This window comes from Azobacteroides sp. (SeqCode) (genome assembly GCF_055395615.1).
Window position 1 is genome coordinate 843,590 of record NZ_AP014701.1, and the last position, 15,890, is coordinate 859,479.

15 protein-coding genes are annotated in these 15,890 nt (G+C 29.5%); 12 read left to right on the top strand and 3 right to left on the bottom strand.

The features are described 5' to 3' along the window. Nucleotides 1-796: 796 nt before the first annotated feature. The 10 genes from hisG to hisF all read left to right on the top strand — a co-directional run bounded on the left by hisG (nucleotide 797) and on the right by hisF (nucleotide 9,608). Nucleotides 797-1,648: an ATP phosphoribosyltransferase gene (hisG, locus tag ACZ5QM_RS03395; protein WP_464203004.1), complete on the top strand. Its 852-nt coding sequence runs from the start codon at nucleotides 797-799 to the stop codon at nucleotides 1,646-1,648. Between the two features lie 5 nt (nucleotides 1,649-1,653). Then, nucleotides 1,654-2,940: a histidinol dehydrogenase gene (gene hisD, locus ACZ5QM_RS03400; RefSeq protein WP_464182658.1), complete on the top strand. Its 1,287-nt coding sequence runs from the start codon at nucleotides 1,654-1,656 to the stop codon at nucleotides 2,938-2,940. Between the two features lie 71 nt (nucleotides 2,941-3,011). Continuing rightward, nucleotides 3,012-4,046: a histidinol-phosphate transaminase gene (hisC, locus tag ACZ5QM_RS03405; protein WP_464182659.1), complete on the top strand. Its 1,035-nt coding sequence runs from the start codon at nucleotides 3,012-3,014 to the stop codon at nucleotides 4,044-4,046. Next, entirely contained in the window at nucleotides 4,043-5,146 is a 1,104-nt protein-coding gene (gene hisB / locus ACZ5QM_RS03410) for a bifunctional histidinol-phosphatase/imidazoleglycerol-phosphate dehydratase HisB (RefSeq protein ID WP_464182660.1), read from the top strand. The genes hisC and hisB overlap by 4 nt, the downstream gene beginning before the upstream one ends. A gap of 74 nt (nucleotides 5,147-5,220) precedes the next feature. After that, nucleotides 5,221-5,493 (top strand): hypothetical protein, encoded by a 273-nt coding sequence (locus tag ACZ5QM_RS03415; RefSeq protein ID WP_464203005.1) that lies wholly within the window; start codon nucleotides 5,221-5,223, stop codon nucleotides 5,491-5,493. Nucleotides 5,494-5,502: 9 nt separating this feature from the next. Continuing rightward, a complete protein-coding gene (locus ACZ5QM_RS03420; RefSeq protein WP_464182662.1) occupies nucleotides 5,503-5,799 on the top strand; it encodes a cell division protein ZapA in 297 nt (98 codons plus the stop codon). A 126-nt stretch (nucleotides 5,800-5,925) separates the two neighbouring features. Next, on the top strand, nucleotides 5,926-7,464 hold the full coding sequence (rny, locus tag ACZ5QM_RS03425) for a ribonuclease Y (protein WP_464182663.1): 1,539 nt from the start codon (nucleotides 5,926-5,928) through the stop codon (nucleotides 7,462-7,464). 39 nt (nucleotides 7,465-7,503) lie between these two features. Beyond that, nucleotides 7,504-8,094, top strand: coding sequence for an imidazole glycerol phosphate synthase subunit HisH (hisH, locus tag ACZ5QM_RS03430; RefSeq protein WP_464182665.1), 591 nt, complete (start codon nucleotides 7,504-7,506; stop codon nucleotides 8,092-8,094). A 40-nt stretch (nucleotides 8,095-8,134) separates the two neighbouring features. Continuing rightward, complete coding sequence (gene hisA, locus ACZ5QM_RS03435; protein WP_464182666.1) at nucleotides 8,135-8,857, top strand: 1-(5-phosphoribosyl)-5-[(5-phosphoribosylamino)methylideneamino]imidazole-4-carboxamide isomerase; 723 nt, start codon at nucleotides 8,135-8,137, stop codon at nucleotides 8,855-8,857. Continuing rightward, complete coding sequence (gene hisF / locus ACZ5QM_RS03440) at nucleotides 8,847-9,608, top strand: imidazole glycerol phosphate synthase subunit HisF (RefSeq protein WP_464182667.1); 762 nt, start codon at nucleotides 8,847-8,849, stop codon at nucleotides 9,606-9,608. Before hisA ends, hisF begins: the two co-directional genes overlap by 11 nt. An 18-nt stretch (nucleotides 9,609-9,626) precedes the next feature. Here hisF and mazG read toward each other — a convergent pair whose 3' ends face one another. Then, on the bottom strand, nucleotides 9,627-10,415 hold the full coding sequence (mazG, locus tag ACZ5QM_RS03445) for a nucleoside triphosphate pyrophosphohydrolase (RefSeq protein WP_464182668.1): 789 nt from the start codon (nucleotides 10,413-10,415) through the stop codon (nucleotides 9,627-9,629). A gap of 1,194 nt (nucleotides 10,416-11,609) precedes the next feature. Here mazG and pyrB point away from each other — a divergent pair. After that, on the top strand, nucleotides 11,610-12,518 hold the full coding sequence (pyrB, locus tag ACZ5QM_RS03450) for an aspartate carbamoyltransferase (protein ID WP_464182669.1): 909 nt from the start codon (nucleotides 11,610-11,612) through the stop codon (nucleotides 12,516-12,518). On the opposite strand, the gene murB is transcribed toward pyrB, so the two are convergent. Further along, a complete protein-coding gene (gene murB, locus ACZ5QM_RS03455) occupies nucleotides 12,513-13,514 on the bottom strand; it encodes a UDP-N-acetylmuramate dehydrogenase (RefSeq protein ID WP_464182670.1) in 1,002 nt (333 codons plus the stop codon). The genes pyrB and murB overlap by 6 nt on opposite strands. Before the next feature lie 75 nt (nucleotides 13,515-13,589). On the opposite strand from murB, the gene rsmA reads away from it, so the two are divergent. Beyond that, nucleotides 13,590-14,369, top strand: a complete 780-nt coding sequence (rsmA, locus tag ACZ5QM_RS03460; protein WP_464182671.1) for a 16S rRNA (adenine(1518)-N(6)/adenine(1519)-N(6))-dimethyltransferase RsmA — start codon at nucleotides 13,590-13,592, stop codon at nucleotides 14,367-14,369. A 56-nt stretch (nucleotides 14,370-14,425) separates the two neighbouring features. On the opposite strand, the gene argH is transcribed toward rsmA, so the two are convergent. Then, entirely contained in the window at nucleotides 14,426-15,757 is a 1,332-nt protein-coding gene (argH, locus tag ACZ5QM_RS03465; protein ID WP_464182672.1) for an argininosuccinate lyase, read from the bottom strand. Nucleotides 15,758-15,890 lie beyond the last annotated feature (133 nt).

Sequence of the window (15,890 nt, forward strand, 5' to 3'; positions counted from 1 at the left end):
ACTTCACCGATGTGTTTTCTGGCAGTGTTCTACTAGTGTTATTGCCGACAAATCAGGGTGGCTTCTGTTTGGTATGTAAAATTTATTTAATACTTATGATTGATGCTCTTCTTCTGAAGAGTACGAAAAGGACAACTAAAGTATAATTTTTGGGGAAGTTATATTTAAAATTGGGTTAGTGAATTAGCGATTAGATTATGAAATTTCTTGCTTTTTTGGATCAAGATTGTGATAGTTGGTTTTGTTGGGAGTGAAGAAAATAGAAGGATTGAGTATTTTATTTTTGCACGGTTCTTGTGTGTTAAATAATTAATTGTGTGGATTTAATATTTTTTGGTCGAAAAGAAAGAAAAAAATAAGTAGATCTATGTGTGCTTAATTCATTTAGAATTTATTCCTAATAAGCACCTCAAAAAAATGGTTTTTTGATAAAATTCAATCGTACAGAATTTACTAGTATATGTTTTATTACAGGCTAATTAGATTCCACAACTATTATAATTTTTCGAAGAGATTGCAATGAATGAAAGGTATTAATTGCATAAATTAATGTCATTTAATTTGAGGGTGCTGAATTAATCAAAAAGGAGTAATTAAGTATTTTTTTTGAAAAAAATACTTAATTGTAATTATGGGAAACCAAAAATCGGATGTGAATAATTGGAAAGGTAGAGCTCCTTTCATAAAATAAAGGGGGGGGTGGAAAATTCGTTATATAATATGATAATGATTGTCAATTAATTTAATTGAAACTTCAAGAAATAATAAACTCCCAAAATATATCAAAAATAAAATTATGTTACGAATTGCAATTCAAACAAAAGGTCGTCTACACGAAAAGACAACTGTTTTACTTGATGAAGTTGGAGTTAGACTTCCAGCAGCAAAAAGGACTTTATTGATACAATCCAACACATTCCCTGCAGAAATTCTTTTTCTCAGAGATGATGATATTCCTCAGGCAGTTGCTAATGGAGTAGCCGATGTAGGAATTGTTGGTGAAAATGAATTTCAAGAAAAAAAGCAAGAAGCAATTGTAACAAAACAGTTAGGATTTAGTCATTGTAGGCTTTCATTGGCTATCCCAAAAGAGGAAGAGTATACCGGATTGCATTGGTTTTCCAAAAAGAAAATAGCAACCTCTTACCCAAGAATTTTGTCTAATTTTTTAAAAAAAAATGCTATTGAAGCAGATATTCATTTTATAAATGGTTCTGTAGAAATTTCACCAGGGATAGGATTATCTGATGCAATATTTGATGTTGTTAGTTCTGGAAGTACATTGATTAGTAATCACTTAAAAGAAGTAGAAATAGTGATGCGTTCTGAAGCAATATTAATTAGTAACAAAAATTTAAATAAAGAAAAGAATAAAATACTTCAAGAACTAATCTTTCGTATAGATGCTGTTAAAACAGCTAATGATAAAAAATACATTCTTTTAAATATTCCGAATGACAGTTTACAAAAAATATTTCGAATTCTTCCTGGTATGAAAAGCCCAACTGTTCTTCCTTTGCTCCAAGAAGGTTGGAGTTCTGTTCATTCTGTGATTAATGAAAACCAATTTTGGGAAATTATTGCTAAATTAAAAAATGCGGGTGCAGAAGGAATACTCGTTATTCCAATTGAAAAAATGATTTTATAATTTTTATGCAAATATTAAGACTTCCTCATAAAAAACAATGGAATGAAATTATTCATCGTCCTTTAATTGATAACACTCGGTTATTTAAAGTTGTACAAAATATTCTAAAGGATATAAAACAACGAGGAGATATAGCAATAAAAGAACATGAGTTAGAATTTGATAATGTACACCTTGACAGATTGGAAGTTTCGTTGGAAGAAAAAAATATTGCTGATCATTTAGTTTCCAATCAACTTAGACAAGCTATTCTTGTTTCAAAAAAAAATATAGAAAAATTTCACTCTGCTCAAAAAAATCTTTTTCCAAAAGTAGAAATATCTACGGGTATAGTTTGTTGGCAAAAAGCTTCTCCTATTGAGAAAGTAGGTTTATATATTCCTGGAGGAACAGCTCCGCTTTTTTCTACCGTTTTGATGTTGGCTATTCCGGCAAAAATAGCCGGTTGTAAAGAAATTGTTCTTTGCACTCCTCCTAATTCCGAAGGAAATATTCATCCTGCGATTATTTTTGCAGCAAAAGAAGCAAAAGTAGATAGAATATTTAAAATAGGAGGTATCCAAGCAATTGGTGCTATGGCTTATGGGACAAAGTCTGTTCCTCAAGTTTATAAAATATTTGGACCAGGGAACCAGTATGTAACAGCTGCCAAACAATTAGTTTCTATTGAAGGAGTTGCTATTGATATGCCTGCAGGACCTTCTGAAGTAGAGATCATTGCAGATGAAACAGCTAACCCTGCTTTTGTCGCTTCTGATTTATTATCACAAGCAGAGCACGGTGTAGACAGTCAAGTCATTTTGCTAACTCTCTCTGAGAAACTTGTGAAACAAGTTCTTTCGGAACTTACTAAACAATTACAAGTACTCCCTCGAAAAATGATAATTCAAAAAGTATTGTCAAACAGTAAAATTATTATTCTTCAAAATCAACAAGAAATTATGGAACTAACTAATCAATACGCTCCTGAACATTTAATTATTGAAACTAAAAATTATAAAGAATTAGCAGAGAAAATTGTCAATGCTGGTTCTGTATTTTTGGGACATTATACTCCGGAAAGTGCAGGAGATTATGCTTCTGGTACTAATCATACTCTTCCAACTAACAGTTATGCCAGATCCTATAGTGGGGTTAATCTTGATAGCTTTATAAAAAAGATAACTTTTCAAGAAATAACTAAAGAGGGAATAAAACAATTAGCTTCTACAATAGAAATTATGGCAGAAAGCGAACAACTGCAAGCACATAAAAATGCAATTACTCTTAGAAAACTAGCTAATAATATTTAATCATTCGTCTATCATGTCAAATATTAGTATTTGACATGATAGACGAATACACTTTTTGTAATAATTAAACTATGGAATTAGAATATTTGGTTAGAAAGAACATTTTAAATCTTAACCCTTATTCTTGTGCTAGAGATGAATTTAAAGGTGAAGCTTCTGTTTATCTAGATGCTAATGAAAATCCTTATAATCAACCTTACAACCGTTATCCGGATCCTTTACAGTATTCGCTCAAGGAAAAGATAGCAAAACTAAAAAAAATACATCCTTGTCGAATTATGATAGGTAATGGTAGTGATGAATCTATAGATTTGGTATTTCGTATTTTTTGCGAACCCAAACAAGATAATGCAGTCACTATTGAACCTACTTATGGAATGTATCAAGTTGCTGCAGATATTAATCATGTAGAATATAAAAAAGTTTTATTAGATGAAAATTTTCAGTTAAGTGCTGAAAAACTTTTAAGTGCGACTAATAAACACACAAAAGTGATATTTCTTTGTTCTCCAAATAATCCAACTGGAAATTTGTTAAACGAAATAGAAATAATGAAAATTATTTCTATTTTTCAAGGAATTGTGGTTATAGATGAAGCATATATTGATTTTTCTAACCATGTTTCTTGGTTATCTAATTTAGATAAGCATTCAAATTTGATTGTTTTGCAAACTTTTTCAAAAGCTTGGGGAATGGCTTCTGTCCGTTGTGGATTGACTTTTGCTTCAGAAGAAATTATCAACTTTTTTAATAAAGTGAAGTATCCTTATAACATTAATTTTTTTACTCAAAATTTCATTAACGAACGTTTGAATGAAGAAAATAAAAAAAACGAATGGGTAAAAATAATTTTAACCCAGAGACAAATACTCACTAAGGAGTTGCGATCATTAAATAACATAGTTGAAAAAGTTTATCATTCCGATGCTAATTTTCTTTTAATAAGAGTAAAAAATGCTACTACTGCTTATAACAATTTAGTAAAAAAAGGTATTATTGTTCGTAATCGAGACTCTATTTCACTATGTAGTAATTGTTTACGAATAACAATAGGTACTGAGAAAGAGAATAAGAAATTGATTGAAGCATTAAAAAATATAAAATGAAAAAAAAAGTTTTGTTTATTGATAGAGATGGGACATTAATTGTAGAGCCACCTATAACTTTCCAAATAAACAATTTGGAAGAGTTGGAATTTCTACCAGGTGTAATTCGCAACCTGTATTTTATTCGTAAATATTTAAGTTTTGAATTAGTAATGGTTACTAATCAAGATGGGTTAGGAACATCGGTTTATCCACAGAATAATTTTGATATAGTTCAAAAGAAAATGTTGAATATTTTTCAAAACGAAGAAATTTTTTTTGATAATATTTTTATTGATAAATCCTTTCCAGAAGATAATTTGCCTACTCGCAAACCTGGTACAGCAATGCTCACTCAATACTTTTCCGATAGCTATGATTTGAATGGTTCATATGTTATCGGTGATCGTTTAGTAGACGTAGAATTAGCTAAAAACTTAGGATGTAAGTCTATTTTATTGAGTCATGAAACAAATCCAATTATGAACACTTCTTTAATAACAGTTCATTGGGATAAAATAAGTGAATTTTTATTTGCTGGAGAAAGAAAAGCTGTTATTCAACGAATGACTAAAGAGACAGATATTTACATAGAAATAAATATAGATGGAAAAGGTAAAGTTGATATTTTTACCGGAATTGGTTTTTTTGACCATTTATTGGAACAAATCGGTAAACATTCTGGTATAGACTTAGTTGTGAAAGTAAAAGGAGACTTAAATATAGATGAACATCACATAATAGAAGACACAGGAATCGCATTAGGGAGTGCTTTATCACAAGCCTTAACTGATAAACGAGGAATAGAAAGATATGGTTTTTGTTTACCAATGGATGATTGTTTATGCTTAGTTTCTGTAGATTTTGGAGGTCGTTCTTGGTTAGTTTGGGAAGTGGATTTTAATAGGGAAAAAATAGGAGATATGCCAACAGAAATGTTTCCTCATTTTTTTAAATCTTTAAGTGATACTGCTAAAATAAATTTGACCATCAAAGCAAAAGGACTAAATGAACATCATAAAATAGAAGGAATATTTAAATCGTTTGCTCGTGCTATCAAAATGGCTATCCATCGTGATATTTTTAATTACGAGTTGCCAAGCACAAAGGGGATTTTGTAAAATGTGTTAGGTATTTTACATTTTCTTTATTGAAATATTATTATTCATTTCTTATCTTTATTTTATTTCTCGTTATGACGGAAGAAGAGAGTAAGTTGCTGTCTGTTCTTGAAGGTCGTGTACGTCGCTTACTGTTTTTGTACAATGATCTAAAAATTCAGAAAGAAATGTTACGAGGGATATGTAAAAAATTAGAACAAGAAAATAAAATATTGAAAGATAAATATAGCAATCTTAAATTAGCACGAATTATTTCAGTAAAGCAAGATGCTTTTAAGATTACTAAAAATAAATTAACAAAACTTTTAAGAGAAGTTGATAGATGCATTGCATTATTAAACAAATAGAACAATATTGTGAGTAAAGATTTTTTTAAAATACAATTAAAGTTACTCGATAAATATTATCCATATACGTGTAAACGTTCAGAAGAAGAAAATATAAGAAAGGCAGCAGCGAATCTTACCGAAAAGTTTTTGGCTTATAGTTCTTGTTATCCTTCTCTAGAAAAAACTGATTTACTTGTATTAGTAAGTTTTCACTTTGCTTTAGAAGTTTTTAACAAAGAGAACCAACAGGATAAATCACCAATTTTTAGTATAATTGAGCAACTTAATAGAGAACTAGAGGAATACATAAAAAATTCTGAATAGTTGTTTATTTTAATGTTTTTTGTACCAATCATCTTTTTGAAGTTTAATTTATACTTAAGAAAAGAATTGGTGCCTTTTTATTTAATTGAAAACTCAATTATTAATAATTATAATAGACAAAAATTTATGACAACAACAATAGTACTTATAATAATGTTATTTCTTGCAATACTAGGGTATATTGCATGGCTGAAAATCAGTTCGATATATGAAATAAAAAGTAAAAAAATGCTTGAAGAAACAAAAAAAGAATTGGAATCAGCTAAAAAAATTGAAATTTTAAAACAGGAAAGTAAATTTCTTTCTATGAAAGCTGATATAGAGCGTCAAGTAAACGAACGTAATACAAAACTCCAATCGTATGAGGTTGATTTAAAACAAAGAGAATCAATTCTTAGACAAAAACAGGAAGAGTTTTACAAAAAGAATAATGAATTGGAAGTTGTTCGTGAAAACTTAATTAATCAATTAAAAATTATAGAAAAGAAAAAGAAAGAAATGGATAAAATTCATAAAATGGAAATAGAACGATTAGAATCTCTTTCTGGATTATCTGCAGAAGAAGGTAAAAAATATTTGATTCAATCTTTAAAAGAAGAAGCAAGAACATCTGCAGATGCTTATATTAATGAAGTAATGGCGGAAGCAAAAATGACAGCAAATAAAGAGGCTAAAAAAATTGTTGTTCACTCTATACAAAGAATAGCAACGGAGACTGCTATTGAAAATTCAGTTACCATTTTTCAAATTGATTCTGATGAAATAAAAGGACGAATTATTGGCCGTGAGGGACGAAATATACGTACATTAGAAGCAGCTACTGGCGTAGAAATTATTGTAGATGATACCCCTGAAGCAATCGTTCTTTCTGGATTCGACCCAGTGAGAAGAGAAGTTGCTCGCTTAGCGTTGCATTATTTAGTTCAAGATGGACGCATACATCCAGCACGCATAGAAGAAACAGTAGAAAAAATGCGTAAGCAAGTGGAAGATGAAATTATAGAAATAGGGAAACGTACAACTATTGATTTAGGTATTCATGGATTACATCCTGAATTGATTCGCATGATAGGTCGTATGAAATACCGCTCTTCTTACGGACAAAATTTATTGCAGCATTCTCGTGAAACAGCTAATTTATGTGCAGTTATGGCTTCGGAATTAGGATTAAATCCTAAGAGAGCTAAACGAGCAGGGCTACTACACGATATCGGTAAAGTTCCAGATAACGAACCTGAATCACCACACGCCATATTAGGTATGAAACTCGCTGAAAAACATAAAGAAAAATCTGATATATGTAATGCTATTGGTGCTCATCATGATGAAATGGAAATGGAGACCTTGTTAGCTCCTATTGTTCAAGTTTGTGATGCAATTTCTGGTGCAAGACCAGGAGCAAGAAAAGAAATTATAGAATCTTATATTAAGAGGTTAAACGATTTGGAGCAATTAGCTCTTTCTTACCCTGGTGTAATCAAAACGTATGCTATTCAAGCCGGTAGAGAACTACGAGTTATTGTAGGAGCAGATAAAATTAATGATGTTGAAACTGAAAAATTATCTAATGAAATAGCTCGTAAAATACAAAGTGAGATAATTTATCCAGGACAAGTAAAAATTACGGTAATCCGAGAAACTAGATCCGTAGCATTTGCCAAATAACAATTTTCCGTAAAGAATTTTGTTAAACTTTTTACAATTATGAATGTTGCAATTATAAAATACAATGCAGGTAATATTTATTCAGTTCATTATGCACTTAAACGTTTAGGGATCAACCCGATAATTACTGACGAGAAAGAATTATTGCAAAAGGCTGATAAGATAATTTTTCCTGGCCAGGGAGAAGCAGTTAAAACTATGCAATACTTAAAAAAATATCGTCTAGACGAATTAATAAAAGAATTAAAGCAACCCGTTTTAGGTATTTGTATTGGTATGCAACTGATGTGTCGTTTTTCTGAAGAAGGAAATGTAAATTGTTTGGGAATTTTCGATACTCCGGTACTAAAAATTCAGTCAAAAAATCATGAATATAAAATTCCACATATGGGTTGGAATACACTTACATCCCTTAAAAAACATCTATACAAAGGAATTAAAGAAGAATCATTTGTTTATTTTATACATAGTTATTATGTTCCTACGAATGAGTATACAATTGCTACAACACAATACGTAGAATCCTTTAGTGCTTCTTTACAAAAGAATAACTTTTATGCAACTCAGTTCCATCCTGAAAAGAGTGGAAAAATTGGCGAAAAAATATTAAATAATTTTCTTTCTTTATGAAAAATCTTTTACTTGCTTTTTACTTTAATTGTATAGGATTATGATAGAAATTATTCTTGCTATTGATATTATCGAAGGTAAGGTTGTTCGTTTGTCTCAAGGTGATTATGGACAAAAAAAAAATTATAATAAGGATCCATTGGAAATGGCAAAAAAAATTGAAAACTATGGAATTCGTCGTCTTCATTTGGTAGATTTGGATGGTGCAAAAGCTAATTGTATAATCAATTATAAAATACTTGAAAAAATAGCTTCTCATACATCTCTTATCATTGATTTTGGTGGAGGATTGAAATCTGATTCTGATTTAAAAATTGCCTTTAATAATGGAGCAAAAATGGTTACAGGAGGGAGTATTGCTGTAAAAAATCCAAAAATTTTTCAAAATTGGATTAATAATTTTGGTGGAGAACACATTTTGTTAGGAGCTGATTGTAAAAACAACAAAATTGCAGTAAATGGTTGGACAGAAAAAACTAATGAAGAGATAATTCCATTTATAAAAAAATGGCGTGAATGTGGTATTACAAAAGTTATCTGTACGGATATAAGCAAAGACGGAATGTTAAAAGGTACGAGCATAGAGCTGTATAAGATAATTAAACAGAAAGATACAAATATATATTTAATAGCTAGTGGAGGAGTAAGTTGCATTCATGATATAGATATGCTACAAGAAGCTGGATTATCTGGGGTAATCATTGGAAAAGCTATTTACGAAGATAAAATACACTTGAAAGAATTAGAAAAATATGCTTGCTAAAAGAATCATTCCTTGTCTTGATGTAAAAGATGGAAAAACTGTTAAAGGAGTTAATTTTATTAATTTTCGTGATGCTGGTGATGCTGCCGAATTAGGAAAACAATATAGTAAGCAGGGTGCTGACGAATTAGTTTATTTGGATATTACTGCGTCATACGAAAGACGTAAAACTCTTACCGAATTAGTAAAAAAAGTAGCAGCAAATATTAATATCCCCTTTACTGTGGGTGGTGGTATTAGTGAAATGAAAGATGTGGATATACTACTTAACGCTGGTGCAGATAAAATAGCGATAAATTCTGCTGCTTTACATAAGCCATCTTTAATTGAAAATATTGCAAAAAACTTTGGAAGTCAAGTATGTGTAGTTGCCATTGACGCTAAACTTGAATCTGACGGACAATGGCTTTGTTACTTAAATGGTGGGCGTATCCAAACAAATCAGCATTTATTTGAATGGGCTAATGAAGTGGAAAATTGTGGTGCTGGAGAAATACTATTCACTAGTATGACACATGACGGAGTAAAAAATGGTTATGCGAACGAAGCTCTTTCTATCCTTTCAAATTCACTACATATTCCGATTATTGCTTCTGGTGGAGCTGGAAAACGAGAGCATTTTCGTGATGCTTTTTTTTTAGGAAAAGCTGACGCTACCCTTGCCGCAAGTATCTTTCATTTCGGAGAAATTAGTATAAAAGAATTGAAAAATTACCTCTGGAAAGAAGGTATCACTGTAAGAAATCAATAATAAGAAAATATCAAAAATCTATTTATATTTTTTTTTTGCTTCTTTCCATAGTGTCTCCATTTCATAAAAGATCATATCTTTTAAAGTTTTATTTTGTTCATAAACTTTTTGTTCTATATAATTAAAACGAGAAATGAATTTTTGATTAATACGTTCTAGAGCATTGTCTGGATTGATTTTGTAAAGTTGAGCAGCCTTAACAAGGATGAAAAATAAATTACCAAATTCATTTTCCATCCTATCTTTATCCATTCGAAGTATTTCCTTTTTTAGTTCAGAGAAATTCTCCTGAATTTTTTCCAAAATATCCTTTTTTCTATTCCAATTAAATCCAGCACTACTAGCCTTACCTTGAATACGACAAGCCTTTACTAAAGAAGGCAAAGAAGTAGGAACACCTCCAAGTATTGTATGTTGAGTTCCTTTTTCGTTGAGTTTAAGTTGTTCCCAATTTTTGGATACTTGTGAAACATTATCCATGTCCTCCACATTTCCAAAAACATGAGGATGTCGAAAAATTAATTTATCGCAAATTGATTGACAAACATCAGCAATGTCAAATTGCCGTTTTTCTTCTGCAATTTTTGAGTAAAAGATAATCTGAAAAAGTACATCACCAAGTTCTTTTTTTATTTCTAAAATATCATTTTGAATAAGAGCATTAGAAAGTTCATAAGTTTCTTCTATTGTATATGTACGAAGACTTTCGTTAGTTTGTTCTCTATCCCAAGGACATTTTACTCGTAACTCATCTAATATATCTAATAAATGAGAAAAAGCTTGGAGTTTAATTTGTCTATTGTGCATTTACAATTTTCTATCATTTTAGAATCTTAATTCTGGTTTTATATCAATCATTTGAAATAGTCATTTTCATTATTTTCGTTACATGTTATTTCAAAGAAAATTTTTAAAAGTTATGCAGTTAATTAATACTATTTTCCATATACAAACACTATCTAAAAAAGTGTTTCTAAATTAACTCTTTTATTCGTTGGTAATACAAGAAATTTATGTTTTTCTGATCGTATTTTTGAAACTTCTTCACTCATAAAGATAAGAGGAATAGTGAAAAGTTGTATAAATATTTATATAACTTTTAAGAATATGTAATAGGTAATTTTTATTAACTTTTACAAACGAGAATATTTAATGAGAAAGAGTTCTCTTCCTATTAAAGAAGAGCTATAAATTTAATGTCACTCTCACCCTATTATATCATATAGATGGTATCCTATTTAAAAAAGCAAAAAAAATAGCAATAATAATTATATCAGTTTTCTATAAAAGTTTACAAAATAGTTTAAACTATTCATTTTAAATTTGATTTTAATTTCCATGATTTATAGAAGATTTTTTTATATCAACGAATTATCACACTAAATCGTATGAGGCAATACAATCAACGAAAAAATCATAAGAATATAGTGGGAGCAGCAATAATCAGTTCATCACATTTTAATAAATTTTTACTATGATTTTGAAAAAGAATGGAAATCAAAGGCCATGTTAAAAGTTCATTAAAAAATTTCCCACTAACGATTTAAAAACATTTGAAGTAAAAATAGAGAGAAAAACAGTGGACATATCATACGGTAAATAATAAATTCAAATATTATAAATACTTTTTGAAAGAAGTGAAAAACTGTTATTTGTTTTGATTTTTTCTTGAGATAAGAATTGAGTGTAGGATTTTTATGTTTGACAAAAGTTGAGTATTTTCACCTCTAGAATAGGGGGGTACTAAAAATCGTAATAAATAAAAAAAACTATTACTAAAAGTATTTAAATATTGTAGTTATAGTTTCTTTTGAGTATTTCGTTTATTGTAAAACGCCTATCTCTGGAAAGATAGATTATTTGAATAGGGTATAAATCTAATTGAATAGTTATGATTGAAAAGATATTATGAATGAAAGAAAAATTAAAAGAAAGAGTTTGGTTAAAAAAAACAGATTTTAGTTCTTTTAAGTTTTTTTGTAAAAACGGTTTTATTTCTTTATGAGAAAAAAGAGTTTTGTGTCTATTACAGATAGTTCCAAGCAAGATATTTTACATTTGATTGAACGAACAGAATATTTTGAACAAAATCTAGATCAGCGTTTACTAAAAGATAAAGTTTGTGCTGCACTTTTTTTTGAGCCATCTACGCGTACCCGTTTGAGTTTTGAAACAGCTATTAATCGTTTAGATGGTCGAGTTATTGGATTTTCTAACGCTGCTACCACAAGCAGTTCTAAAGGTGAGACTTTAAAAGATACGATAAAAATAATAAGCAACTATGTTGATGTTATTATTATAAGGCATTATTTGGATGGAGCAGCTCGTTATGCTTCTGAAATAACAAATGTACCTATTGTTAATGCTGGTGATGGATCGAATCAACATCCTTCACAAACTTTATTAGATATTTATTCTATATATAAAACACAAAGAACGCTTTGTAATTTGACTGTTACAATAGTAGGAGATTTGAAATATGGTAGAACTGTTCATTCTCTTCTTAATGGTATGTCTTATTTTAATCCTACTTTTCATTTTATTGCTCCTGAAGAATTGGAGCTACCCGTTATTTATAAGCAATTTATGAATAAAAATGGTATTCAATATTTTGAACATTCAGATTTTTCGGTAGACATAATCAACCAATCTGACATATTATATATGACTCGTGTGCAGCGTGAACGCTTTACTGATTTTATGGAATATGAAAAGGTGAAAAATGTATATGTTCTTTCTAATGATATGCTTGCTGATAGTAAAGATAATCTTCGAATATTACATCCTTTACCTCGTGTAAGCGAGATTACTCCAGATGTAGATGCTAGTCCTAAAGCATACTATTTCAAACAAGCTAAAAATGGTATTTTCGCTCGGCAAGCAATTATATGTGATGTGTTAGGGTTATAAGTAAGTTACTTCTAATTGAAGTTCTATTCCGAAAGTATTTTTTACTATGGTTTGAATTTTTTCTGCCAATTGTGCAATGTCTTTACTAGTAGCATCTCCGAGATTAACAATGACTAAAGGCTGTTTTTCGTAAGTAGCCGCACCTCCTAATTTTTTTCCTTTATATCCGCATTGTTCAATAAGCCAAGCTGCTGGAATTTTTACTATTTTTTTATTAATAGGGTAACAAGGAATATCTGTGTATTGTTTTTTTATTCTTTTATAATGAGTAATACAAATGTATGGATTTATAAAAAAGCTACCGGCATTTCCAAAAACTTCTGGGTTAGGAAGATATAATTGACGAATAGAAATAATAGCTTTTCGTATGGTAGATAAACTATTATTTTGTTTTTTTAAAAATTTTATGTTATCATAATCTAATTTGAATTGCGGCTTTTTAGAAAGCCGATATACCACGTGTGTAATGTAAAACATCCCTCTTGATTTTTTGAAAAAACTATTACGATAAGAATAGTTACACTCTCTGTGCGAAAATATTTGTTTTGATTTTGTTTCGATGGAATAAGTATATACTTTTTCTATAACATTAGAAGCTTCTACCCCGTAGGCACCAATGTTTTGAAAAGCACTTGATCCTACTTCACCAGGAATTAAAGAAAGATTCTCAATTCCCCCCCAACCTTTTTCAACACAATAAGATACGAAAGAATCCCAATTTTCTGAAGCTCCTACTTTAAGGTAAATGTGTTCCTTGTCTTCTTCGATTATTTCAATTCCTTTGATTCTGGAATGCATAATTATACCTTCAAAATTTTTTAAAAATAATATATTACTGCCTTGTCCAATATGATAACTTGATTGAGAACAAAAATATTTGTCTTTTTGTAATTTTTGTAAATCTTCCTCTGATTCATATTCTATAAACCAACGAGTTTTAATGTTCAAATGAAAAGTATTGTGTTTTAGTAATGAATAATTTTCATATATGCGCATAGATCATTTTTTTTTTGAATAGGAATTCAAAGTTATTATGAAAACTTATCTTTGTTTTAATTTTTATTAATTATTATGTCAAATATTTGTAGGATTCGCCCTAAAAAATCTTTAGGACAACATTTTTTAAATAATTTGTTGATTGCTAAACGTATTGCTGAAACTATTTCTTTTTATCCTAAACTTCCAGTATTGGAAATTGGGGCAGGAATGGGTATTCTTACTCAATTTCTTTTGTTATGTAAAAGAGATTTGGTAGTTGTAGAAATAGATAAAAGATATGTAGATTATTTAAAAAAACATTATTCGCAGTTAGATCTCCGAATTATTGAAGCAAATTTTCTCAAATTGAATTTAGATGATTTATTCCCTGGATGTTTTTATATAATTGGCAATTATCCTTACAATATTTCCATTCCAATATTTTTTAAAATATTGGAACATAAAGATAAAATTCCTTTTTGTTCTGGAATGTTACAGAAAGAAGTTGCAGAGCGTTTAGTTTCTTTACCAGGGAAGAAAACTTATGGAATTATTACTGTCTTGTTAAGTGCTTGGTATGATATAGAATATCTTTTTACAGTTTCCCCTGATTGTTTTTATCCTCCTCCAAAAGTTGAATCTGCTGTTGTTCGTATGGTTCGTAATAAGAGAAAAAATTTAGGTTGTGATGAATCTTTATTTAAAGTCATTGTTAAAATGGCTTTTAATAAACGACGTAAAACATTAAGAAATTCGTTAAGGCCTTTGTTTGGAAAATGGAATAACGGATTCACTTACTCACTTTTTAATAAGCGCCCTGAACAATTATCGGTAGAGGAATTTATAGAACTTACAAAGTTATTTAAACTTTGAGAAATTATTTCTGAACTTTTACCTTTATGCTACTAATCATAGTAGTTCTTAACTATTTATTTTAGCAAATTTTGTATTGCTTTATTAACTTTTTCAAAATTAAATTCGCCTATAATTATTTTTTTCATTGTGGAAATTTTGTCATTGCAAAGATTATTAATACTTCCTTCATGTGTATGGTTTATTTTTTTATTTGGAATAAAATTGTTATTCTCAATTTCCGTTCCTACCTGCTTATATGCATCGCGAAAAGGTACTCCTTCCAAGACTAAGTCATTGACTTTTTCTACACTAAATAGAAAAGAATATTTATCGTCTTCTAAAATAGAAGTGTTAACATTTATTTTTTGTATTACTTGAGAAATCATACGAATACATTCCAACAATTCATCAAAAGAAGGTAAAAATATTTCTTTAGTGACTTGCATATCACGAAAATACCCTGAAGGGAGATTATTAATAATTAAAGTTATCTGTTGAGGGATACTTTGTATCCAATTACATTTTGCTCGTACCAATTCGAATACATCTGGATTTTTTTTGTGGGGCATAATACTCGAACCAGTAGTAAACTCATTTGGAAGTTCAATAAATCCAAAATTTTGACTATTATATAAACACATATCAAAGGCTAATTTAGAAAGAGTTGCTGCAATTCCTGTTAGAGCAAAACTTACTGTTCGTTCCATTTTTCCCCTTCCCATTTGAGCATATACCACATTGTAATTCATAGAATCAAAACCTAATAAATCTGTAGTAAGTTGTCTTTTCAAAGGGAAAGAAGAACCATACCCAGCTGCCGATCCTAGAGGATTACGATTACATATTTTATAAGCAGCTTGTAACAATAATAAATCATCTACTAAACTTTCGGCATAAGATCCAAACCAAAGACCAAAAGATGAAGGCATTGCTATTTGTAAGTGAGTGTATCCTGGGAGCAGGATATTTTTATATTTATCACTTTGAATAATTAAAAAATCTACTAATTCAGAAATCTCCTTCGTTAAAATTTGAATGGCATCTCGTGTAAATAGTTTTAAATCTAATAATATTTGATCGTTTCGAGAACGCCCACTATGAATTTTTTTCCCTATATCTCCCAATTTTCTAGTGAGCATTAATTCTATTTGAGAATGAATATCTTCTACTCCTTTTTCAATTGAAAATTGCCCATGATTAGCTAATTGGTAGATATTTTTGAGTTCAGTGAGTAATTGTTCGAGTTCTTTATCAGTCAATAATCCTACGTTTTCTAACATAGTAATATGAGCTATAGAACCTAAAATATCTGATTTTGCTAAATATAAATCTATTTTACGATCATTACCAATCGTAAAATTTTCTACTTCTTTATTAACTCTAGTACTTCTTTGCCACAATTTCATTGTGTAGGGTAAATATTAATAATATTGTTTGTTTTTTTTGTTTTTTGATCCAGATAAATCTACATATAGGCTTTTATACTGAACTGACTTAGAAGAAGATTTAGTGATTTTTAGAGGAATATGTTCGGTAACA